19 protein-coding genes and 2 pseudogenes are annotated in these 22,290 nt (G+C 70.9%); 11 read left to right on the top strand and 10 right to left on the bottom strand.

Going from position 1 to position 22,290, the window contains the following annotated elements; genetic code table 11:
* Positions 1-167: 167 nt before the first annotated feature.
* Positions 168-380 carry a hypothetical protein gene (locus ABZZ74_RS09945; RefSeq protein ID WP_356762984.1) on the bottom strand — a complete coding sequence of 71 codons (213 nt, stop codon included), beginning with the start codon at positions 378-380 and terminating at the stop codon, positions 168-170.
* Positions 377-772 carry a nitroreductase/quinone reductase family protein gene (locus tag ABZZ74_RS09940; RefSeq protein ID WP_356762982.1) on the bottom strand — a complete coding sequence of 132 codons (396 nt, stop codon included), beginning with the start codon at positions 770-772 and terminating at the stop codon, positions 377-379. Before ABZZ74_RS09940 ends, ABZZ74_RS09945 begins: the two co-directional genes overlap by 4 nt.
* Before the next feature lie 110 nt (positions 773-882).
* On the opposite strand from ABZZ74_RS09940, the gene ABZZ74_RS09935 reads away from it, so the two are divergent.
* Positions 883-1,671: an endonuclease/exonuclease/phosphatase family protein gene (locus ABZZ74_RS09935; protein WP_356762980.1), complete on the top strand. Its 789-nt coding sequence runs from the start codon at positions 883-885 to the stop codon at positions 1,669-1,671.
* On the opposite strand, the gene ABZZ74_RS09930 is transcribed toward ABZZ74_RS09935, so the two are convergent.
* Complete coding sequence (locus ABZZ74_RS09930) at positions 1,654-1,836, bottom strand: DUF397 domain-containing protein (protein WP_356762978.1); 183 nt, start codon at positions 1,834-1,836, stop codon at positions 1,654-1,656. The two genes, ABZZ74_RS09935 and ABZZ74_RS09930, sit on opposite strands and share 18 nt — an antisense overlap.
* 110 nt (positions 1,837-1,946) lie before the next feature.
* Here ABZZ74_RS09930 and ABZZ74_RS09925 point away from each other — a divergent pair.
* The 4 genes and pseudogenes from ABZZ74_RS09925 to ABZZ74_RS09910 form a co-directional block, all read left to right on the top strand.
* Positions 1,947-2,105: pseudogene (locus tag ABZZ74_RS09925) on the top strand (TerB family tellurite resistance protein); the annotation flags it as partial.
* A 285-nt stretch (positions 2,106-2,390) separates the two neighbouring features.
* Entirely contained in the window at positions 2,391-4,520 is a 2,130-nt protein-coding gene (locus ABZZ74_RS09920; RefSeq protein ID WP_356762976.1) for an MMPL family transporter, read from the top strand.
* Between the two features lie 246 nt (positions 4,521-4,766).
* Positions 4,767-6,038: a histidine kinase gene (locus ABZZ74_RS09915; RefSeq protein WP_356763295.1), complete on the top strand. Its 1,272-nt coding sequence runs from the start codon at positions 4,767-4,769 to the stop codon at positions 6,036-6,038.
* Entirely contained in the window at positions 6,035-6,706 is a 672-nt protein-coding gene (locus ABZZ74_RS09910) for a response regulator transcription factor (protein ID WP_356762974.1), read from the top strand. Before ABZZ74_RS09915 ends, ABZZ74_RS09910 begins: the two co-directional genes overlap by 4 nt.
* 70 nt (positions 6,707-6,776) lie before the next feature.
* Here the strand turns inward: ABZZ74_RS09910 and ABZZ74_RS09905 are convergent.
* Positions 6,777-6,965: pseudogene (locus ABZZ74_RS09905) on the bottom strand (hypothetical protein); the annotation flags it as partial.
* Between the two features lie 213 nt (positions 6,966-7,178).
* Positions 7,179-8,684 carry a CehA/McbA family metallohydrolase gene (locus ABZZ74_RS09900; protein WP_356762971.1) on the bottom strand — a complete coding sequence of 502 codons (1,506 nt, stop codon included), beginning with the start codon at positions 8,682-8,684 and terminating at the stop codon, positions 7,179-7,181.
* A gap of 166 nt (positions 8,685-8,850) precedes the next feature.
* Here ABZZ74_RS09900 and ABZZ74_RS09895 point away from each other — a divergent pair, with 166 nt between their 5' ends.
* The 3 genes from ABZZ74_RS09895 (at position 8,851) to ABZZ74_RS09885 (ending at position 12,992) form a co-directional block, all read left to right on the top strand.
* Positions 8,851-9,699: an LLM class F420-dependent oxidoreductase gene (locus ABZZ74_RS09895; protein ID WP_356762968.1), complete on the top strand. Its 849-nt coding sequence runs from the start codon at positions 8,851-8,853 to the stop codon at positions 9,697-9,699.
* Positions 9,700-9,770: 71 nt separating this feature from the next.
* Positions 9,771-12,356, top strand: coding sequence for a bifunctional FO biosynthesis protein CofGH (locus tag ABZZ74_RS09890; protein ID WP_356762966.1), 2,586 nt, complete (start codon positions 9,771-9,773; stop codon positions 12,354-12,356).
* A 72-nt stretch (positions 12,357-12,428) separates the two neighbouring features.
* Entirely contained in the window at positions 12,429-12,992 is a 564-nt protein-coding gene (locus tag ABZZ74_RS09885) for a hypothetical protein (protein ID WP_208781433.1), read from the top strand.
* On the opposite strand, the gene ABZZ74_RS09880 is transcribed toward ABZZ74_RS09885, so the two are convergent.
* Positions 12,985-13,500 (bottom strand): DUF2165 domain-containing protein, encoded by a 516-nt coding sequence (locus tag ABZZ74_RS09880; protein ID WP_356762964.1) that lies wholly within the window; start codon positions 13,498-13,500, stop codon positions 12,985-12,987. The two genes, ABZZ74_RS09885 and ABZZ74_RS09880, sit on opposite strands and share 8 nt — an antisense overlap.
* A 93-nt stretch (positions 13,501-13,593) precedes the next feature.
* Between ABZZ74_RS09880 and ABZZ74_RS09875 the strand changes: the two genes are divergently transcribed.
* Complete coding sequence (locus ABZZ74_RS09875) at positions 13,594-16,029, top strand: tetratricopeptide repeat protein (protein WP_356762962.1); 2,436 nt, start codon at positions 13,594-13,596, stop codon at positions 16,027-16,029.
* A 122-nt stretch (positions 16,030-16,151) separates the two neighbouring features.
* Positions 16,152-17,267 carry an ADP-ribosylglycohydrolase family protein gene (locus ABZZ74_RS09870; protein ID WP_356762960.1) on the top strand — a complete coding sequence of 372 codons (1,116 nt, stop codon included), beginning with the start codon at positions 16,152-16,154 and terminating at the stop codon, positions 17,265-17,267.
* A gap of 91 nt (positions 17,268-17,358) precedes the next feature.
* Here the strand turns inward: ABZZ74_RS09870 and ABZZ74_RS09865 are convergent, their stop codons facing one another.
* Positions 17,359-18,933 (bottom strand): sodium:solute symporter family protein, encoded by a 1,575-nt coding sequence (locus ABZZ74_RS09865; RefSeq protein ID WP_356762958.1) that lies wholly within the window; start codon positions 18,931-18,933, stop codon positions 17,359-17,361.
* A 160-nt stretch (positions 18,934-19,093) separates the two neighbouring features.
* Positions 19,094-19,879 (bottom strand): SDR family oxidoreductase, encoded by a 786-nt coding sequence (locus ABZZ74_RS09860; RefSeq protein WP_356762956.1) that lies wholly within the window; start codon positions 19,877-19,879, stop codon positions 19,094-19,096.
* A gap of 79 nt (positions 19,880-19,958) precedes the next feature.
* Between ABZZ74_RS09860 and ABZZ74_RS09855 the strand changes: the two genes are divergently transcribed.
* Positions 19,959-20,798 carry a hypothetical protein gene (locus tag ABZZ74_RS09855; RefSeq protein WP_356762954.1) on the top strand — a complete coding sequence of 280 codons (840 nt, stop codon included), beginning with the start codon at positions 19,959-19,961 and terminating at the stop codon, positions 20,796-20,798.
* A gap of 118 nt (positions 20,799-20,916) precedes the next feature.
* Here the strand turns inward: ABZZ74_RS09855 and ABZZ74_RS09850 are convergent, their stop codons facing one another.
* Positions 20,917-21,108 carry a DUF397 domain-containing protein gene (locus ABZZ74_RS09850; protein ID WP_356762952.1) on the bottom strand — a complete coding sequence of 64 codons (192 nt, stop codon included), beginning with the start codon at positions 21,106-21,108 and terminating at the stop codon, positions 20,917-20,919.
* A gap of 217 nt (positions 21,109-21,325) precedes the next feature.
* Positions 21,326-22,183 carry a helix-turn-helix transcriptional regulator gene (locus ABZZ74_RS09845; protein WP_133049533.1) on the bottom strand — a complete coding sequence of 286 codons (858 nt, stop codon included), beginning with the start codon at positions 22,181-22,183 and terminating at the stop codon, positions 21,326-21,328.
* Positions 22,184-22,290: the final 107 nt, after the last annotated feature.

Genomic DNA, 22,290 nt, shown 5'->3' with positions numbered 1-22,290 from the left:
GTGTCACAGACGGTTTGGTCCTCACTCACGCCGCGCTCCGTCACCCCGTGCCAACGTCTCCCGCATGACGTCCTCGATGCCGACGGACTCCCTGGCATCTGCGTCATGGGCCGAGTGTGCCGACTGTGCCATGTGGGCACAATGTGCCGGCGATGGGTCCCGGCGCTTCACCGACGCGCCACTCGGCTCCACCGGTCCAGAAGCTCCTCTTCGTTCTCGTCCGCGTCGTCGGCCGTTGTCGTGATCCCGGCTTCGGCGCGCAGTCGCGCTGACCGCTTCAGTTCTTGGGCGAGATGCTGTCGGCGCATGATGCGAGCCGCGTCGGCGTGAGTGGTGTCCTTCGACTTCACGTAGGTGTCCCTCCTGGGCGATTCGGTCATTCCCGATCCAGATCAATCCGCACCGTCAGCAACCCCGCCCCGATCGCCCGTACCGCCACGCTGTTCAAGGAGCGGAGGGCGCGCAGGCGGGCGGCGGGGTCGTCGTCGGGGAGGAGGTGGGCGGTGCCGGTGTGCCAGCGGCCCCGGATGCGGACCCGCACCCTCGGATCGGCCTTGATGTTGCGGATGTACTGAGCCCGCTCCCCGAACTCCGACACCAGCCAGAACGAGTCCCCGACCCGCCGGCCACCCACCGGGGTGCGCCGGGGGAGCCCGGAGGTGCGGCCGGTCGTCTCGAGTAGCGTCTGGAGCGGCAGACGGCGCATGATCGGATTGAGGCGGCGCTGGAACGCGGTGGCACGCCGGTACTTGGTCTCGTGGTCACGGGTCATGTGCGCGGATCTCCGTCTCGTCGTGCTGCCGATGCTCTTCAATGTCTCTCACTCGAACTCGAACAATCGCCGGAACCTCGAACGGTTCCGCTACGAGAGACGGTGGCCCGATGCGCATCGTGACCTGGAACCTGTGGTGGCGCTTCGGGCCCTGGGCCGAGCGGCAGAAGGCCATCCTGACCGTCCTGCGCGATCTGTGCCCCGACGTCGTGGGCCTGCAGGAGGTGTGGGCCGTCGGTGACGACAACCTCGCCGGATGGCTCGCCGACGAGCTCGGCATGCACTGGACCTGGGCCCCCTCACCCGCCTCCGACCGCTGGCAGCGGCGCATCGGCGAGCCGGGCGTCGAGATCGGCAACGCCGTACTGAGCCGCTGGCCGCTGCTGGAACGGGACGTGCTCCGCCTGCCGGCCCCCGAGGACATGGACGACGGCCGCCTCGCCCTCTATACGCGCATAGCCACCCCCGGCCCGCAACTCCCCTTCTTCACAGCTCACTTGACGTCCCGCCCGACCGCCTCGGCGATCCGCTGCCGCCAGGTCACCGCCCTCGCCGGGTTCGTCGCCGCGCACCGTGGCGGCACCGACTTCCCGCCCGTGGTCACGGGCGACTTCAATGCCGGCCCCGACTCCGACGAGATCCGCCTGTTCCGCGGCACGGATGCCTTCGCCGACGCCTGGGACCACGTCGACGCGTCCGCCCCTTCCACGACCCTGCACCCGGACCGCGGCCCCGGCGCCCGCATCGACTACATCCACGTCGGCGCCCCGGCGGACCCGGCCGGCCTCGGCACGGTGAGAAGGGCGTGGCGGGCGGGCGACGGCCCGGTCGACGGGGTGTGGCCTTCCGATCATGCGGCGGTGGTGGCGGATCTGACCGGTTCAGCGACCGCCGGATGACTTCAGCTGCTTGACCAGGGCTCCGAAGGCGACGGGGCTGACCGTGAGGACGGTGCGGGGCGGGTCGTCGTCGGCGATGTGAATGGCGGTGGGGGTGGCGGATATGTGGACGCAGGCCTCTCCCTCTTGGCAGTGGGAGGACTTCCGCCAGGCGTGCGGGGGCATGTCGGCTCCTTCACATGTTCTGGACGATGGCGAGGATCAGATCCCGGGACTTCGCCGGGCCGAGGGACATGGCTTCGACGACGTCGAGAAGTCGCCGGTAGACCCCCGCCGGCCGGGAGGCCATCCTCCTCCAGGGCGCCCGTATCGCTCTCGCCGACGGGCCGTACACGCCTGCCGAACGGGAGACCCTCGCTACGGTGGGCGCTGCGCTGACGATCTGTGCGGATGATGTGACGCGATTGCTCACGGCGGCGCAGACGCCGTCGTGAGCCCCGGGTGGGCCCGGGCCCCTCGCGCCCTCCCGGCGGGGGATTGATTTCTGCTGCGGGTCGGTGAGGGCTGGTCGCGCACACGCGGCGGTAGCCGCAGATCGAAACAGCCCCGCGCCCCTTCCGGGGCGGCGCGCCGTCCGCCGACTACTCCCCAGGGAGTAATCCGCACCCGCCGTCGCCCCCGGCAGTACGCGTCACCTCGCCCTCTCGCCCGACGAAAGCCGTGGTTCTCACCGGAAGTCTGGGGACCGAAGCAGACGTCAGCCGGAGGGAGATCGGTCAATGAGGGCCGCAGAGACAACCGCTACGACGAGGCTGGGGCCGGGACGCAGGCGAGCCGTTCCATGGGCGGTGCTCGGGCTGTGGATTGCCGTGATCGCGCTCGTCGGGCCGTTCGCGGCGAAGCTCGCCGACGTGCAGCACGACAAGGTCACCGACTACCTGCCGGCGAGCGCGGACTCGACGCAAGCGGCGAAGATCGAGGACAAGTTGCCCGGGGGCGAGACCACCGAGATGGTGCTCGTCTACCACCGGGACGGCGGGCTCAGCGCCGCCGACCGGAAGACCGCGGCCGGGCAGGTCGCGGAGATCACCCGGCAGCACGAGCTGATCGGCGGTGCTCCCAAGGGGATTCCGTCCAAGGACGGCACGACCCTGATGTACCCGGTCGCCAGCAATGAGCCCGGGGCGAACGAGGAGCAGCGGGACAAGCTCGTCAACGACGTCCGCGAAGTCGCCCAGGACGAAGGCGGGTTGAGCGTCGACGTGGGCGGCACCGGCGCGCTGGCCACCGACTCCGGCGCGGTCTACGACTCGCTCGGCGGACCGCTGCTCTACACCACCGTCGCCGTCGTCGCCGTACTGCTGATCCTGATCTACCGCAGCCCCGTGCTGTGGCTCGTGCCCCTCGTCGTCGCCGGGATCGCCGACTACATGTCGATGGGTGTCGCCTACGGCCTCAACCAGGCCTTCGGCACGACCGTCTCGGGGCAGAGTTCGGGTGTGATGACGATCCTCGTGTTCGGGGCGGGCACGGACTACGCGCTGCTGCTCGTCTCGCGCTACCGGGAGGAGCTGCGGCGCTTCGAGCGACCGTACGAGGCCATGGTTGCCGCCCTGCGCGGCTGCGGGCCCGCCGTGCTCGCCTCCTCAGGCACCGTCGCCGCCGGACTGCTGTGCCTGCTCGCCGCCGACCTCAACAGCAGCCGGGGAATGGGCCCGCTCGGCACCGTCGGTGTGCTGTGCGCGCTGATCGCGATGATGACCCTGCTCCCCGCCATCCTCGTAGTGGTCGGACGGCGTGTGTTCTGGCCGCTCGTGCCCGTCTTCGGGAGCACGCCCAAGCAGCGGCGGAGCCTGTTCTCGGCGATGGGCAGCTCTGCCGGACGCAGGCCGCTGACCGTACTCGCGAGCGGTGCCGTACTGCTCGGCGCCCTCGCCCTGGGTTCGCTCAACCTGCCGGGACCGCTCAAGCAGGAGGACTCCTTCGTCAACAAGCCGGAGGCTGTCGTCGCGATGGAGACCCTTGCCAAGTCCTATCCCGGGCAGGGCAGCCAGCCCATCGACGTGATCACCCCGCAGGGGCGCGCCGACGAGACCCTCGCGACCGTCCGTGGCACACCGGGCGTCGACAGCGCGGAGAAGGGGCGTACGGGAGACGGCTGGACCGAGATCTCCGTCTTCGCGAAGAGCGCACCCCAGTCGGCGGGGGAGACCGCCACCATCAAGTCCCTGCGGGACGAACTGAAGGGCTCCTACGTCGGCGGGGACAGCGCCCAGCAGATCGACCTGGAGGTCACCAACGCCCGGGACACGAAGATCGTTGTACCCCTCGTCCTCGTCTCCGTGATGCTCATCCTGATCGGGCTGCTGCGGAGTCTGGTCGCACCGCTGCTCCTGGTGGTTGCGGTCGTCGCGGTGTGGGGCGCCTCCCTCGGGATCGGCGGACTGGTCTTCGAACCGCTCCTCGGCCTCAAGGGCACCGATCCGGGGCTCGGACTGCTGTCCTTCGTGTTCCTGGTCGCCCTTGGCGTCGATTACGGCATCTTCCTCATGCATCGGATGAGGGAGGAGTCCCTGGCGGGAGCAGAACCGACCGCGGCGGCACTCACCGCGCTGCGCACCACCGGCGGCGTCATCGCCTCCGCCGGACTGGTCCTCGCCGCGACCTTCGCCGTGCTGACGAACATGGGCCTCGTGCAGCTGGTCCAGCTCGGCTTCATGATCGCCGTCGGCGTCCTGCTCGACACCTTCCTCGTACGGACGTACCTCGTGACCAGCGCCAGCGTCGCCCTGCGCCGGAAGGTGTGGTGGCCGGGCGTGCTCTCACGGGAGCCCGACCCGGCCGAACGGACCGGACCGGCCGGACCGACCGAGCCGCCGCGGCAGGCGGAAACCGTCGGCGCACCCTGAGCACGCTGATCGAACGCCTCGATCGAGCAATCTGATCGAACGCCCTGATCCAGCACGCCGATCGAGCACCTTGATCCGGCGGGCCCGCCTGGGTGCCTCTCCTTCCGGAGGGGCGCCCGGGTTCCCGCACGAGTACCGGAAGATGGAGCCGTGGAAGAACGGGGAACGACCACAGGGGTGCGCGACCGGTCGGCGGCGGAGACGGCGGCCGGTGGCGGCGGGCGGTCCCGTCGCGTCGAGCGCATCATGTCCGCCATCAACCGCGAACCGCTGACCGCACCGCACCGCACCCGCAACGACGCGGTCCTCGCGCTGGGCGTCGCCGTGCTCGCCGTAGCCATCGCCCTGATGGGCGGCGAAGGGATCCCGCCCGACCATCTCGGCTGGACGCTGCTGCTCGCCGGGCATGTGCCCCTCGTATGGCGGCGCCGCCGTCCGGTGGTGGCCCTGCTCGGGGTGGTGGCCTGCGTGGCTCCGTACTACGCCCTCGACTACAACCCCGCCCTGCCCATCCCCGCGACCATCCTGGCGCTCTACACCGTCGCGGCGACCGGCACCGTACGGCGCACGCTGATCACCGGTGTCGCCGTCCTCGGCCCGACAGTGATCAGCGACGGCCTCACCAACCCGAAGGGGGCGCCGGAGTCCCTGGAGATCTCCGGCTGGATCATCGCGGTCCTGTTCATCGGTATCGATGTCCGCTACTACCGCTGGTACGTCGCCTCCATTGTCGAGCGGGCCGAACGGGCCGAACGCACCCGGGAGGAGGAGGCCAGGCGCCGCGTCGCCGAGGAACGGCTGCGGATCGCCCGTGACCTGCACGACCTGCTCGCCCACAGCATCACCCTCATCGGCGTGCAGACGTCCGTGGCGGCCCACGTCCTCACCGCCGACCCCGATCGCCTCGACCGCAAGGCCGTCGCCCAGGCACTGGACGACATCGCGGGGACCTGCCGGACCGCCCGGGGGGAACTGCGTACGACGCTGGAGGTGCTGCGGGCGCATGACACGGTCGTGGGAGTGGGCGCGGATCTGGGAGCGGGGGCCGGTTCCATGTCCGGTTCTGTTTCCGGGGCCGAGGACATGCGGGGCCCGCTCCCCGGGATCGACGGACTGGCCGGTCTCGCGGAGACCGGCCGAGTGGCCGGGGCCAAGGTCGAATTGTCCGTCCGTGCGGACGGCATCCCGCCCTCCGTGGGCGCCGCCACGTACCGGATCGTGCAGGAGGCGCTCACCAACGCCGTACGTCACGGTGGCCGCGAGGACCTCACCGTGCGGGTGGGTCTGTGGACCGCGGACGGCGCACTGCGGGTGAGTGTCAGGGACGACGGGACGGGTGGGGACGCCGGCTCGGGCGGCGGGGTGGGCCCGTCCGACGGCAGGCCGGGGTTCGGGCTCATCGGAATGCGGGAGCGGGCCCGTAGCGTGGGCGGGACACTGGACGCCGGTCCGGGGCCCGCTGGGGGCTTCGAGGTGACCGCCACACTGCCGCTGTCCGGGGATGACGAGGTTCGATGACCATCCGCGTACTGCTGGCTGACGACCAGAACCTCGTACGGGCCTCCTTCGCGATGCTCGTTTCGTCGGCCGGGGACATGGAGGTCGTCGCCGAGGCGGGCACCGGGCGGGAGGCTGTGGCGCTGGCCCGGTCGGCGCGGGCGGATCTCATCGTGATGGACATCCGCATGCCTGACCTCGACGGGATCGAGGCGACCCGGCTCATCGCCGCCGACGAGGATCTCGCGGGGGTGAAGGTGCTCGTCCTGACGACGTACGAGACCGACGAGCACATCGTCGAGGCACTGCGGGCCGGGGCGTCCGGCTTCCTCGTGAAGGACATCAGACCGGCTGAACTCCTCGACGCCATCCGGACGGTGGCCGCGGGGGAGTCCCTCCTCTCGCCCGGTCCCACCTCGCGACTGATCGCCCGCTTTCTGCGCGCGCCGAACACCGCGACGACATCCGCAGTGGGCGGGCCGAGCGGGCTGTCCGAACGGGAACGGCAGGTGCTCGCGCTGGTCGCGCGCGGTCTCAACAACTCCGAGATCGCCGACGCGTTGGGACTCAGCCCGCTGACCGCCAAGACCCATGTCAGCCGGATCATGGGCAAGTTGGGGGCGCGGGACCGGGCACAGCTGGTGATCGTGGCGTACGAGTCGGGGCTTGTGATACCCGGGACTGCCTGAGTTCGGGCCGACTCCGGGTCGACTCCGGGTCGGGTTCGGGTTGCGTTCCGGGGGTCTGTTGTGTGGTCCCTCAACTCCCTGTGGTTGCAGGGGCATTGCTCTGTCCCTCGGTGCGCAGGAGGTCGGTGATCCAGATCATCGAGGCGCGGAGGTGGAGGCCGGCGAGGTAGCTTTCGGGCGTCTTGTCGTATCGAGTAGCGATGCCCCGCCAGGCCTTCAGCTTGTTGATCAGGCGCTCAACGGTGTTCCGCTCCGGGTGCCTTTCTTCTTCCGGTTGCAGCACGCTCAGCCGGTACGGTTTCCCGGGCGACCGGGAGCGGTTCGAGGACGAACTCGCAGCCACCGTAGGAGCCTCCCCAGCCAACGACTTCGCGGGCGCAGTAGCCGTGATCCGGGCCTACCGGCACCGGCTGCTGATCAGGAACGCGCCGGAGATCATGGCGGCCCTGGAAGACGCGAGGGCCGGAGGCTCCTAGTGGCGCCCAAGAAAGATCGGGTTCGTGAACGCCGCCAGCGCCCCCGGCACCGGCCCCGCCGCCGTCTCGTGCCGGAGTTCCGCCCGTACGTACGCCGCGTACGCCGGTGTCGTACGCCACTCCGCCACCCCGGATCCCCCCACCGGGAGCGGGTCGCTCGTGTACAGGACGCCCTGGTCCGTGACCAGGCGGATCGTGCAGCGGGGGGCGCCCGTGGCCTCCACGCGGACGGTGACCGGGGTGTCCGCGGGCACCTTCAACCGCTCCCCGATCCCGGCGTGTTCGCCCCGGGCGCCCGATGCCGTGAAGGTAAGGGTGACCTTCGCGGACTCGGCGACGTAGGAGCGGCCCGCTCGGATGCCGGCCTGGATCGCCTCCCGGGTCAGGTCGTCCGCGAGGACCACCGTCTGGGGCAGGCCCACGGCGTCCGGGTCCCGATGCGCGTCGCTGTTGCCCATCGCCGGGATCCAGGCACGGCCCTCCCGGACGGAGGCGACCAGCATGTTGTCCCACTCCGCCAGCGTCACCTCGTCGTCCGGCGTGTACGGGCCGTTCCACACCTCCACCGCGTCCGCCTCGCCGAACCCGAACTTCCAGCCGCAGCCGATGCAGGTGGCGTGCGGATGGGCCGGGACCACCAGGCCGCCGGCCCGGTGGATCTCGCGGGCGAAACGGCCGAAACGGTTGTCGCGGGCCCGGTAGCGCCAGTCGATGAAGGTCCCGGGGTCCGTTCCCAGTGCCACGACATGGCCGTTGCGGGTCGTGACCTCCTCGCCCAACAGGATCAACAGGTCGTCGGCCGCCTCCTCGGCCCAGTGGGGGTGGGAGGCGTGTGTGTTGTGGTCCGACGTGTTGATGAAGTCCAGGCCCGCCGCACGGGCCAGCGCCGCGATCTCGGCCGGGGTGCGGCGGCCGTCCGAGTACCAGGAGTGCAAGTGGCAGTCGCCCCGGTACCAGGCCCGGCCACGGCCCCGGGCACGGGACGGCGGGTACACCGGCCGCGGTGTCTCGCCGGGCTCCCCGTACGTCAGCGTGATCGTCAGTTCGTACGACAGGCCCTGCGGGGCCACCGTGTACGGGCCCAGTGCCACGTGCCAGGTGCCCTCCTGGACAGGGCCCGGCACATAGCCCGGCGTCGCGTCGTCCGCGCGGAGGAAGAACTCCGAGCGCGCCCCGCCCGACCAGCCCCGGAAGCCGCGGCCGCCCAGCTCGGTGCCGTGCTGGTCGAAGATGCCGATGTCCAGGGCGTTGCCCTGCGTGCCCGCCGGGACGGACGGCTTGTCGTAGGTGTACGCGACCCTGATCTCCCGTACCCCGGACGGGACTTCGACGGGTACGTAGACGAAGTCCGGCGAACCCGGGGGCAGGGTGCCGCGTACCGTCCTGGTCTCCTGGTCCTGGCCGTCGGCCGCCGCGAAGCTCACGCTTCCCAACGTAAGGGCGGCGGCCGCGCCCGTCACGAACAGAGCTCGTCGTCCGATGCCGTGCGCGTCCTCACACATGGAGGCCACCTTCCCGTACGGGTGTGAACTGCCGTGGAAGAGAAGGGAATCGGGGATCGACGGTATGTCATGTACGCGGACAGGGGCAGTCTGCATACGGTCACTGTGACCAAGGTGCCGACCGGTCGGTATGGACATCCGCACCCCCGGCCGGTACAGATGGGTCATGCGTATCGCCGTAACGATCTTCCTCACCGACGAGACCATCACCCCGACCCGGCTCGCCCGTGAGCTGGAGGATCGGGGCTTCGCCGGCCTCTATCTGCCCGAGCACACCCACATCCCGGTCGAGCGGGTGACGCCCTACCCGGCGGGCGGTGAGCTGCCGCCCGAGTACGGCCGCACCCTCGACCCCTTCGTCGCCCTCGGGCAGGCCGCCGCGGTGACCGAACGGCTCGGCCTCGGCACCGGTATCACGCTGGTCGCCCAGCACGACCCGATCGACCTCGCCAAGCAGATCGCCACCCTCGACCACCTCTCCGGCGGCCGCTTCACCCTCGGCCTCGGCTTCGGCTGGAACGTCGAGGAGGCCGCCGACCACGGCGTGGAGTGGCGCACGCGGCGGGAGCTGGTGCGGGACCGGATGGCGCTGATGCGGGCGCTGTGGACGGACGAACCGACCGCGTACGAGGGGCAGTTCGGGAGCGTCCGGGCCTCCTCCGCCTACCCGAAGCCGGCGCAGAAGCCGCGCGGACCGGTGGTCGGGCCCCGCACGCTGATCGGCGGGGCGGCCGGTCCCAAGCTGTTCTCGCACATCTCCGAGTACGCGGACGGCTGGCTGCCCATCGGCGGCCGCGGGCTGACCGAGTCCCTGCCCGTGCTGCGCGCCGCCTGGACCGACGCAGGGCGCGACCCGGCCACCCTCCAGGTCGTCCCGTACGCCGTCTTCCCGACCCCGGGCAAGCTCGCCCACTACGCGGACCTCGGCATCGAGGAGGTCGTGGTCCAGCTACCGCCGGAGGGGGAGGCGGAGGTACTGAGGGCGCTGGACGGCTGCGCCGCCTTCCTGGACTGACCTTGGAGTGACCTTGGGCTGACCATGGACTGGCCTCCGGGCACTGATCAGGTCGAGCTTATGCTCGAAGAATGACGACTTCCGCGACCCCCGGAACCGGCCCCACCGAGAACTCCATGCGTCGCGCCCTCAAACGCGCCCGGGACGGCGTCGCCCTCGACGTCACCGAGGCCGCCGTCCTGCTCCAGGCCCGCGGCGAGGCCCTCACCGACCTCGCCGCGTCCGCCGCCCGGGTGCGTGACGCGGGCCTCGAGGCGGCCGGCCGGCCCGGCGTCATCACGTACTCCAAGAGCGTCTTCATCCCCCTGACCCGGCTGTGCCGGGACAAGTGCCACTACTGCACCTTCGTCACCGTCCCCGGCAAGCTGCGCCGCACCGGGCACGGGATGTTCATGTCGCCGGACGAGGTCCTGGACATCGCCCGCAAGGGCGCCGCCCTCGGCTGCAAGGAAGCCCTGATCACCCTCGGCGACAAGCCGGAGGAGCGCTGGCCCGAGGCGCGCGAGTGGCTGGACGCGCACGGCTACGACGACACCATCGCCTACGTCCGCGCCATATCCATCCGCATCCTGGAGGAGACGGGGCTGCTGCCCCACCTCAACCCCGGCGTGCTGTCCTGGACCGACTTCCAGCGGCTCAAGCCCGTCGCGCCGTCCATGGGCATGATGCTGGAGACCACCGCCACCCGTCTGTGGTCCGAGCCGGGCGGGCCCCACTACGGCTCCCCGGACAAGGAGCCCGCCGTGCGGCTGCGCGTGCTTGAGGACGCCGGGCGGTCCTCCGTGCCCTTCACCTCCGGCCTCCTCATCGGCATCGGCGAGACCTACGAGGAGCGGGCCGAGTCACTGTTCGCGCTGCGGAAGGTCTCCCGCGCCTACCACTCCATCCAGGAACTGATCATCCAGAACTTCCGCGCGAAGCCGGACACCGCGATGCGCGGCATGCCGGACGCGGAGCTGGACGAGCTGGTGGCGACGATCGCCGTCGCCCGGCACATCATGGGCCCGGCCGCCTGTCTGCAGGCCCCGCCCAACCTGGTCGACAGCGAATACGAGCGGCTGATCGGGGCGGGCATCGACGACTGGGGCGGGGTCTCCCCGCTGACCATCGACCACGTCAACCCCGAACGCCCCTGGCCGCAGATCGAGGAGCTGGCCGTACGGTCGAAGGCGGCCGGGTTCGCGCTGCGGGAACGTCTCTGTGTGTACCCGGAGTTCGTCCGGCGGGGCGAACCCTGGCTGGATCCGCGGCTGCGCCCGCACGTACGGGCCCTGGCGGACCCGGAGACCGGGCTGGCCCTGCCGGACGCCGTGGTCGAGGGGCACCCCTGGCAGGAACCCGAGGAGGCCTTCACCGCCTCCGGCCGCACCGACCTGCACACCTCCATCGACACCGAGGGACGTACGTCCGACCGCCGCGACGACTTCGACGAGGTGTACGGCGACTGGGCGGAGCTGCGCGAGGCCGCGGCGCCCGGCATGGTGCCCGAGCGCATCGACACCGACGTCCGGGCCGCCCTGGCGACCGCGGCCGACGACCCGACCCGTCTCACCGACGCCGAGGCGCTGGCGCTGCTGCACGCGGACGGGCCCGCGCTGGACGCCCTGACCCGGATCGCGGACGACGTGCGCCGGGCGGCGGTCGGCGACGACGTGACGTACATCGTCACCCGCAACATCAACTTCACCAACGTCTGCTACACCGGCTGCCGTTTCTGCGCCTTCGCCCAGCGGCGGACGGACGCCGACGCCTACACGCTCTCCCTGGAGCAGGTCGCCGACCGCGCCCAGCAGGCCTGGGACGTCGGCGCGGTGGAGGTGTGCATGCAGGGCGGGATCCACCCCGACCTGCCGGGGACGGCGTACTTCGACATCGCGAAGGCGGTGAAGGAGCGGGTGCCGGGCATGCATGTGCACGCCTTCTCCCCGATGGAGGTGGTCAACGGCGCCACCCGCACCGGCATGTCGATCAGGGAGTGGCTGACGGCGGCGAAGGAGGCCGGCCTCGACACCATCCCCGGGACGGCCGCCGAGATCCTCGACGACGAGGTCCGCTGGATCCTGACCAAGGGCAAGCTGCCGACCGCGACCTGGATCGAGGTCGTCACCACCGCGCACGAACTCGGCATCCGCTCCTCGTCCACGATGATGTACGGCCATGTCGACCAGCCCCGCCACTGGCTCGGCCACCTGCGCACCCTCGCCCGCATCCAGCAGCAGACGGGCGGCTTCACCGAGTTCGTGACCCTGCCGTTCATCCACACCAACGCGCCCGTCTACCTGGCCGGGATCTCCCGCCCCGGACCGACCGTCCGTGACAACCGCGCGGTGACGGCGATGGCCCGTCTGCTGCTGCATCCGCACATCCCCAACATCCAGACCAGCTGGGTGAAGCTGGGCACGGAGGGGGCGGCGGAGATGCTCCGCTCGGGCGCCAACGACCTGGGCGGCACGCTCATGGAGGAGACGATCTCCCGGATGGCCGGGTCCTCCTACGGCTCGTACAAGTCGGTCAAGGACCTCATCGCCGTGGCCGACGCCGCCGGACGGCCGGCGAGGCCGCGGACCACGCTCTACGGCGAGGTGCCGGAGGAACGGCAGCGGGCCGCGACGGTCTCCGACGGGCACCTTCCGGAGCTGCTGCCCGTGCTGGACTGAGGACCGGAAGCCTCACAGTACGATGATCGGACCCCTGTTCCGACAGGTTCCAGGGGTCCTGTAACCGAGGAGATGCGTGCCGTGCCAGCCCCGAAGGTCTGGGTGACCGGTCTGACGGTAGGAGCGATCGCCGCTGTCGCCGTCCTGGCCGTGCAGGCCGACAAGGGAACGAAGCCGCACGTGGCCGCCTCCCGGCCGCACGCGTCGGCCTCGGCGGGCGCGCACCCCTCCGCCACGAGGACCGCGGCCCCGGCCAAGGTGCCGGACGGCTCCGGGACCGGGCGCCGGATCGTGTACTCGCTCGGGCAGAAGACGGTCTGGCTGGTCGACGCGAGCGACGCGGCCCGCCGCACCTTCGCCGTCTGGCCGGGCACGGTGAGCCCGGCCGTGGGCACCTACACGGTCGGCACCCGCACCGAGGGCCCGATCACCGGATCCGACGGTGTGAAGATCGAGCACATCGTGTACTTCTCCGCCCAGTCCGGCGTCAACATCGCCTTCTCCAACGCGGTCGACGGCTCCTCACCGCCGCCCGCGTCCGGCGTCCGTACCGGCGGTGTCCGGATGCGGACGGCGGACGGGGCGGCGCTGTGGACCTTCGGGACCGCGGGCACGAAGGTCGCGGTCGTCAAGTAGTTGCGTCGGTACGGCGGTTGTCGCTCAGCAGCACGACGAGCAGCGTGATCCCGGCGAACACGAACACCCGCAGGGCGGCGTCCAGTCCGTTCCAGGTCTTCGACTGCCACATGGAGAACCACTCACCGCCGATGGCGATGAACCCGGCGCCGAAGAGCAGCAACAGCATCAGCAGACCGTAGACGGACAGGGTGCGGGCACGGGCGTGGTCGCGCCGGGCCCAGAGCCAGGTCGCGTAGATCAGCACGAGCGCGGCCAGGGTCTCCCAGACGATGATCAGGACGTAAGCGGTGTTCTGCAGGCCCTTGTTGGTGATCGCCCGCCACATCAGGTCGTCGTCCTTGAACGTGGTGTCCATGGCGAGGACGTGCTGCACGAACGCCTGGTTCGTCCCGAAGTCGGTGATGTTCCCGAAGGCGACGAGCGCGATGTAGAGGGCCACGCCGGCGGTGAGCAGCGCGGCCGTCAGATCGAGGGCACGGGTGGTGGGGGGTGTGTTGGTGGACATGACAGCAATCTTGCCCGGGATGATCAGCCGTCCTCACCCCCGTAGGCCAGAATGTTGCCGACGCGAGGGGTTCCCGGACGAGAGGACGGACCGGTGGCGCAGGCACGGGGGTCGCGGCCGTCGATGCAGGAGCTGATCGCCCGCCGCAGACGCGCCGGTTTCGTCGGCAGAGCAGCCGAACGGGCCGCTTTCCGCGGCAACTTCGACCTGCCGCCGGAGGACGAGCGGCACCGCTTCCGCTTCCATGTGCACGGCAACGCGGGCGTCGGAAAGACGTTCCTGGTACGGGAGTTGGAGCAGATCGCCCGTGAACGGGGCGCGCTCACCGCGTACGTCGACGAGAGCGTCGCCGGCCTGCCGGAGGCGCTGGAGATGATCAGCCGTCAGTTCGCCGCTCAGGGGCACCGGTTCAAGGATCTCGACCGGCTGCTCGCGGCCCATCGGGAGCGGCGGCACGAGGCGGAGGCGGTGCTCGCCGCCCCGGAGGCGGACCGCGACGGGCCCTCGGCGGGGAGCCTCGCGGTGACCCGGGCCGGGCTGATCGGCGCGGCGGCCGTGCCCGTGGTCGGCCCCTTCGCCGGCGCCCTCGATCCCACCCAACTCGCCGAGGGCGTCGACCGGTTGCGGGCCGGGCTCAGCGCCCGCTTCCGCAGCCAGGAGGACGTGCGACTCGTCCTGGACCCGGCCGCCGTACTCACCCCGGTGCTGCTGGACGCGCTGTCCGAGGCGGCGGACACGGCACCGTGGACCGTCCTGTTCCTCGACACGTACGAGCGCACCGGACCGGTCCTCGACGCATGGCTGCACCAGGTGATGACCACCGACCGGTACGGCACCCTGCCGGCGACGGTCGTGGTCGTCACCGCCGGACAGCGCCCCCTCGACACCGCCCGCTGGGGCGGCTTCGCCGACTTCCTCACCGACGTGCCGCTCGGCCCCTTCACGGACGCCGAGGCACGCGGGCTGCTCGCGGACCGGGGCGTGCGGGACGAGCCCGTCGTCGCGGAGGTCCTGCGGCTGACCGGCGGACTGCCGGTGCTGGTCTCCACCCTCGCCGAGGCCCGCCCGGCCGGCCTGGACGAGGTCGACGACCCGAGCGCGGACGCGGTGGAGCGGTTCCTGAAGTGGGAGCGCGATCCCGTACGCCGGGCCGCCGCGCTGGCCGGGGCGCTGCCGAGATGGCTCGACGCGGACGTCCTGCGGGCCGTGCTCGACTGCCCGGACGACCAACTCGACTCCCTGTACGGCTGGTTGCGGGGCATGCCCTTCGTCGGTGAGCGCGGCGACCGGCTCCGCTACCACGACGTGGTGCGCGCGCCGATGCTGCGGCTGCAGCGCCGCTGGTACCCCCGGACCTGGAGCGAGCGGCACGGCCGGCTCGCCCGGGCGTTCGGGCGGTGGCGGGAACGGCTCGAGCAGAACCTCGCCTCCGACCAGCTCTGGCCGGACGGCCAGTGGCGGGACCTGCGCCTCGCCGAGTCCTACCACGCGCTGTGCGAGGCACCCCGGGCCGCGCTGCCCGCGGTCCTGCACGACCTCGTCGACGCCTGCGACCACGGCGACGACGTCGTACGGCGCTGGATCGCCCTGCTCGCGGAGGCCGGGGAGGACGCGGACACGGACACGGTGCGCGCCTGGGCGGACGACCTCGCCGAAGCGGTCGCGGCGGGCGGGACGGTCCCGCTGCTCGGGCTGCTCCTGGACCGGGCCCGGGGTGACGAACCCTGGCGGGCCCGGGCGTGGAGCGTCAGGGCCGACGCGTTCGCCCGCGACCGGGACGACGGGCGCGCGCTGGAGGAGTACGACCGCGCCCTCGCCCTCGATCCCGACCTGACACGGGCGCTGCGGGCGAAGGCGGTCACGCTGAGCCGGACCGGCGACCACCGGGGCGCGGTCGCCCTGCTGGACCGGGTGGTCGCGCTGGAGCCGGACGACGCCTGGAACGTCACCCTGCGCGGCGAGTTCCACCGCCTCCTGCGCGACGACAGGGCCGCGGAGCGCGACCTGAGCGAGGGCATCCGGCTGGACGCGGCCAACGAGTTCGCCTGGGCGTCGCGCGGGGCCAGCCGGGAGCGGGCGGGCGAGTTCGACGCGGCGCTCGCGGACCTCGACCGCGCGCTGGAGCTCAAGCCGGACTACGGCTGGGCGCTCGGCCGCCGGGCCCGGGTATGGCGGGCGCTGGGGGAGCCGGCCCGGCAGCTCGCCGACCTCGACCACGCCCTCGGGCTGTGGCCCGACTGGGGCTGGGGCCACTGCGAACGCGGGGACGCGCTGCGCGTGGCCGGCCGCGACGAGGAGGCCCTCGCCGACTACGACAGTGCCCTCGCCATCGACCCCGACTACGCCTCGGCCCACGCCAGCCGCGGCGCCTCGCTGAGCAACCTGGGCCGCCACACGGAGGCCCTCGCGGCCCTGGACCGGGCCCTGGAACTCAACCCCGACTATCCGTGGGCACGGGAGCAGCGAGCGGCCGTCCTCGCCCGGCTCGATCAGCAAGGCGACGGCACATCCGGTCAAAACCGGCCATGAACAGTCATGAAGGGCCACTTCCGTCACTCCTCCCATCCACGTATGCCCCCTGAACGCACCGTCCCCGTTCGATTACAGTGCTGGACTGTCATGCGTCGGGCGGTGCCGCAGGGGAGGTCTTGGTGACTGTGACTACCGGGGCCGTGTGGGGCCGGGTCGAGCAGCAGGACTTCCGCAGCCGGGTGCGCGGGACGCTGCTCGGGGCGGCCGTCGGGGACGCGCTCGGGGCGCCGGTGGACGCCCTGGACCTCGACCAGATCCGCGAGACGTACGGCGCCGAGGGGCTCGCGGACCTCGCCTTCGCCTTCGGCAGGCGGGGCGCCGTCACCCACCTCACCCAGCTCACCCTGTTCTCCGTCGACGGGCTGATACGGGCCCAGGTCCGCCGTGACACCGGCGCCTGGCATCCCCCGACCGACCTGCACCGGGCCTATCTGCGCTGGGCGGCCACCCAGCGGGACTGGGGGCCCGACGAGCGGCGCAAGGACGACGGCTGGCTGGCACGGGAGGAGTGGCTGTACGCGCGCCGGGATCCGGCCCGTTCGCTGCTGATCGGGTTCGGCGACGACACCATGGGGACGCTGGACGCGCCCAAGAACCCCGCCGAGGTCGGGCCCGAGGCGGTCGCCCGGTCGGCGCCGTTCGGGCTGCTGGTCGGCTGGGAGCCGCAACTGGTCGTCCAGCTCGCGGTGGAGTGCGCGGCCCAGACCCACGGCCACCCCACCGCCTACCTGTCGGCGGGGGCGTACGCCGTGATCGTGCACGCGCTGGCCCGGGGCGACAGCCTGGACGGCGCGGTGCAGCGGGCGCTGGCGCTGCTCGCCGCGCGGCCGGGGCACCAGCCGGTGTCGGACGCGCTGCAGCACGCGCTGGGCGCGGTACGGCAGGGCATGCCGACACCGCTGCGTGTGGAGGAACTGGCCGGCGACGGCTCCGCCGAGGGCGTGCTGGCCGCAGCGGTGTACTGCGCCCTGGTCGGCGAGGACGTACGGCACGGCCTGTGCCTCGCCGTGAACCAGGACGGCCCCTCCGGCCCGACCGGAGCCCTCACCGGCGGCCTGCTGGGCGCCCTGCACGGCGAGACGGCGCTGCCCCCGGCCTGGCTGGCCGAACTGGAGGGCCGCCCCACCGTCCTCGAACTCGCCGACGACTTCGCCATGGAGATGACCCAGGGCCCGGCCCTCCACGGCCCGGCCGGCTCCTCCCCGGGCTGGCTGGCGCGCTACCCGAGGGCGTAGCCACCACGGCCGTCGCCCGCCGACGGTACGTAAGGGCGGTGGCCCGGGCTCGTCAGGAACCCGGGCCACCGCCCGCCGTACTCCGCCCGGCTCAGTCCTTCACGGGCGTCTTGCCCAGGGTGTCGTCCACCCCGCCCGCCGGGACCGGGACCGCGGCCGCCGTGCTGTCGTCGTCGGTGTTGATGCGCTCGATGATGGCCAGCCGGTCCGGGGTGTCCTCGGGCTTGAGGTAGCCGATGAGGATGTAGAGGAGCAGGGAGACCGCCAGCGGGACCGAGACCTGGTACTGCAGCGGGACACCGCCCTTGACGTTCCAGTTGATCGGGTAGTTGACCAGCCAGAAGGCGAGCAGGCCCATCGACCAGCTGGTCAGCGCCGCCGTGGGGCCGGAGCGGCGGAACGGGCGCAGCAGGCCCAGCATCATCGGGATGGCGATCGGGCCCATCAGACCCGCAACCCACTTGATGACGACGGTGATGATGTCCTTGAACGTGGGGGAGTTGACCTGGGTCGCCACCGTCATCGACAGACCGAGGAAGACGACCGTGGTCACCCGGGCCGCGATCAGTCCGGAGCGCTGGCCCCACTCCCGGGCCCGCTTGGACAGCACCGGCGCCGCGTCCCGGGTGAACACCGCAGCGATCGCGTTGGCGTCGGAGGAGCACATGGCCATCGTGTGCGAGAAGAAGCCGACGATGACGAGGCCCAACAGACCGTGCGGCAGCAGCTGTTCGGTCATCAGGCCGTAGGAGTCGGAGCCGTCCGGCTTCTGGGCGTGGACCAGGAGCGGCGACATCCACATCGGGTAGAACAGGACCACCGGCCAGACCAGCCACAGGATGGCGGACAGACGCGCCGAGCGCTCCGCCTCCCGGGGACTGCCCGTGGCCATGTAGCGCTGGGCCTGGTTGAGCATGCCGCCGTTGTACTCGAAGAGCTTGATGAAGAGGAACGCGAGCAGGAAGACCGTGCCGTACGGTCCGACCAGCCCCTTGCCGTGGCCGTGCAGGGCCGGCTGGTTCCAGGCGTCGAAGAAGCCGATGTTCTTGTCGTTCAGCTTCAGTACGACCGCGAAGAACATCGAGATGCCGGCCAGCAACTGGATGACGAACTGGCCGAGTTCGGTCAGCGCGTCCGCCCACAGGCCGCCGATCGTGCAGTAGACGGCGGTGATCGCGCCGGTGATGAGGATGCCCTGGTTCAGGGTGATGCCGGTGAAGACGGACAGCAGCGTCGCGATCGCCGCCCACTTCGCGGCCACGTCGACGATCTTCAGCAGCATGCCGGACCAGACGAGGGCCTGCTGTGTCTTCAGGTCGTAACGGTTCTTCAGGTACTCCAGCGGGGAGGCCACATGGAGCCTGGAGCGCAGCCGGTTGATCCGCGGCGCGAACAGCTTCGAGCCGATGGCGATGCCCAGCGCGATCGGGAAGGACCACGTCACGAAGGAGGTGACGCCGTAGGTGTAGGCGATGCCCGCGTAGCCCGTGAACAGCACCGCGCTGTAACCCGACATGTGGTGCGAGATGCCGGACAGCCACCAGGGCATCTTGCCGCCGGCCGTGAAGAAGTCGCTGACGTTGCCCACCTGCTTGTGCGACCAGACGCCGATCGCCACCATCACGCCGAAGTAGCCGATGAGCACGGCCCAGTCGAGACTGTTCATGAGCCCCCTTCCAGGGTCCGCTGCCGGGTTCGGGCATGTGAACTCTGAGTGGGGTGGCATGATCACGGCAAGCAAGCGTCGGGTCAAGAGACGGCAAAAATGTTCCGCTCGATGGCCCGCGTTTACGTATATGAATTTTTGGCGTGGCTGAAATCCGCCCTCAGCGCATCAGCTCCCCCGCGTTGACCAGCAGTGACTGTCCTGTGATCGCCCGGGCCCGGTCGGAGGCCAGGAATACGGCCGCGTCGGCCACGTCCGCGTCCGTGGCGAGGTCAGGAAGCGCCATCCGGCCCGTCAGCCGCCCCAGCACCTCCGCCTCCGGGACACCCTCGGTGTGCGCCGTGAACTGCACGTACGCCTGCACCGGCGGCCCCCACATCCAGCCCGGCAGCACGGTGTTGACTCGGACGCGGTGCGGCCCGAGTTCCCGGGCGAGTGAGTACATCGCGCTCGTCAGCGCCCCCTTGGAGGCCGCGTACGCCGCCTGCGCCACCTGGGTGGGGGCCGCGACCGACGACTGCGTCCCGATGAACACCACCGAGCCGCCGCGCTCCTTGAGCGCCGGGAGACAGGCCCGCGTCATCCGCAGCGAACCCAGCAGGTTCACGTCGATCACCGACTGCCAGGTCGCGAAGTCGGCGTCCTCGAGACCGCCGAAGTAGCTGTCCCAGGCGGCCACATGGACCACCGCGTCGATCCGTCCGAACCGCTCCCGGGCGAGTCCCGCCAGCGCCTCGCACTGCCCCTCGTCCGTGATGTCCGTCGAGCAGTACGCCGTGTGCGCCCCGTCCGGATCGATCTCGCCTGCGCTCTTGGCGAGGTTCGCCTCCGTGCGCGCCCCGAGCACCGCGTTCCCGCCGTCCCGCACGACCGCGGCGGCGATCTGGTGACCGAGCCCGGCGCCGACTCCCGACACGACGACGGTCTTGCCCGTGAGCAGTGACATCCGAGCCTCCGGGGTATGGCCAATTATCTGACGGGGCGTCAGAGTATGGGCGACCGGCGGAGGACGGAAGGGGAGCGACGTGAGCGAGGAAACCCGCAGTGAGGTGTACGCCGAGCTGGCCGCCGTGGGGCCCTACGGGGTACGGCCGGGCCACGCCCTGATCACCATGGTCGAACCGCACCCGGGCCACGAGTACGCGTACAACCGCTGGTACGAGGACGACCACTACTACGCCGGTGCCATGGCCATGCCCTGGATGTACGCCGGCCGCCGCTGGGTGGCCACCCGTGACCTCCAACTCCTGCGCTACCCCGAGAAGTCGGCGATCGCCCAGCCCGTCACCGCCGGCTGCTACATCTCGACGTACTGGGTCACCGAGGGCCGCTACGACGACCACATGAAGTGGACCGTCGCCATCAACCGGCGCCTCAACCGCGACGCCCGGGTCTACCAGGACCGTACGCACGTCTTCACGGCCTTCCAGGACCACGAGGCGACCGTGTACCGGGACGGCGCCGCGGGGCCGCGCGACTTCCACGCCCTCGACCACCCCTACGCGGGCCTGGTGGTGGAGGTGATCGACGCCGAATCCCCGGAGCAGCGGGCCGAGTTGCTGGAGTGGCTGCGCTCGCGGCACCTGCCCAAGCGCCTCGCGGGCTCCCCGGCCGCCATGGTCACCGTGTTCCGCCCGACACCGCTGCCCGGGGACCGGATGACCTATGTGAAGCAGGTGGAGGGAGTCGACACCCGGCTGACCCTGCTGTGGTTCCTGGAGGCGGACCCGCGCGACTGCTGGGAGGCGTGCTTCACGGACCTGGACGGGCCGGTGGGGGAGGCGGGACTGGGCAGGGTGGAACTGGTGGCCCCCTTCATCCCCACCGTGCCCGGCACGGACCGGTACGTCGACCGGCTGCGCTAGCCGGTGCGCCGTTTTCGGACACAAGCCGAGCCCCCTCGGCAAGGACGGCGGGCTGGTCGAGAGGGCTCTGGTGGTGATGCTTGTGCAGTTGTCTCATACGTGAGTGACCGGCGTGCCGTTACGCCTTGACCGAGGTGACGAAGGCGTTCCACGCGTCGGCCGGGAAGGCCAGCACCGGACCGTCGGAGACCTTGGAGTCCCGCACGGCCATGGCCGCGATCACCGGGGACTTGACCTCGACACACGCGCCGTTGCCGGTGGAGTACGAGGACTTGGTCCAGGTGGTCGTGGCGCCCTGACGAATTGCCATTTTTGCTCCGTAATGCCTGGTGATGAGTTACTGGGTTTCCGCCAACCCTGCTGCCCGATTGGCGTGATCGACGTTACTCGCCCACCTCGGCGTACGAAGCGACTATTCACTCGACTGGATGGCATATTCCAGGCGGGTCTTCCAATCCGGCCCGGGGAAGGTGTACTGTACGGCCCCTTCCGTCGAAGGCGGCCCGTACGGGCCGCCGTTGGCCGGTTCAGCGCGCGTACTCCTTCGCGATGTCCGCGATGAACTGACGCGAATGCTCCGGGTTCAGCGCCTGCGCCCTGAGGTGCTCGTACATCACGCTGTACTTCTGCACGTCGTTGGCCTTCTCCAGATACAGGTCGCTGGTCACGCCCTCGATGTAGACGACGCTGGAGTCGGCCGCGTCGGGGAACTCCAGGATCGCGTACTGGCCGTTCACACCCGGGTGCGCGCCCATGTCGAAGGGGATCACCTGCACGGTCACGTGCGGCAGCTGGGCCTGTTCGACCAGATGCTCCAACTGGTCCCGCATCAGCGACTTGTTGCCCACCACCCGGCGCAGCGCCGCCTCGTCCATCACGGTCCACAGCCGCAGCGGGTTGTCCGGCGCGGTGATTCGTTCCTGCCGCCGCAGCCGCACCTGCACCCGCTTGTCCACGTCGGCGGCGGCCGTCTCCGGCAGCGCACCCGCGATCAGCGCCTCCGCGTACTGCCGGGTCTGCAGCAGCCCCGGCACCACCTGGGGGTCGTACACCCGCAGACTGGCCGCGTCCGTCTCCAGCCCGATGTAGACGCTGTAGGGGATGTCCCCGAAGGAGTGCCACCACCCCTGCTGGCGGCTGTCCTTGGCCATCTGCATCAGGGAGTCGACGATCCGGTGGTCCTCCACCTCGTAGACCCCGCACAGATCGCGCACGTCGCGCTGGCTGATGCTGCGCCGCCCGTTCTCCAGCCGGCTGATCTTCGACTGGGACACCAGCAGCCGCTCCGCGACCTCTTCGGCCGTCATGCCCTTGAGTTCCCTGAGCCGGCGCAGCTCCTGGCCCAGCCGGCGCCGCCTGACGGTGGGATTGACATTGGACGCCACGGGACGTGCACCTCCGGCTGCGGACCTCTGGTTACCACTTTGCGTATCTGCTGTTGAGCAGACTGCCACCAAGGTGCTTTCTACCGCTGGCAAACGATGGATATGCG

Source organism: Streptomyces sp. NPDC006476, from assembly GCF_040612015.1.
GTDB classification, from domain to species: Bacteria; Actinomycetota; Actinomycetes; order Streptomycetales; family Streptomycetaceae; genus Streptomyces; species Streptomyces griseorubiginosus_B.
Note: the sequence above shows the minus strand (reverse complement) of the source record. Positions and strands in the feature narration are given on the sequence as shown.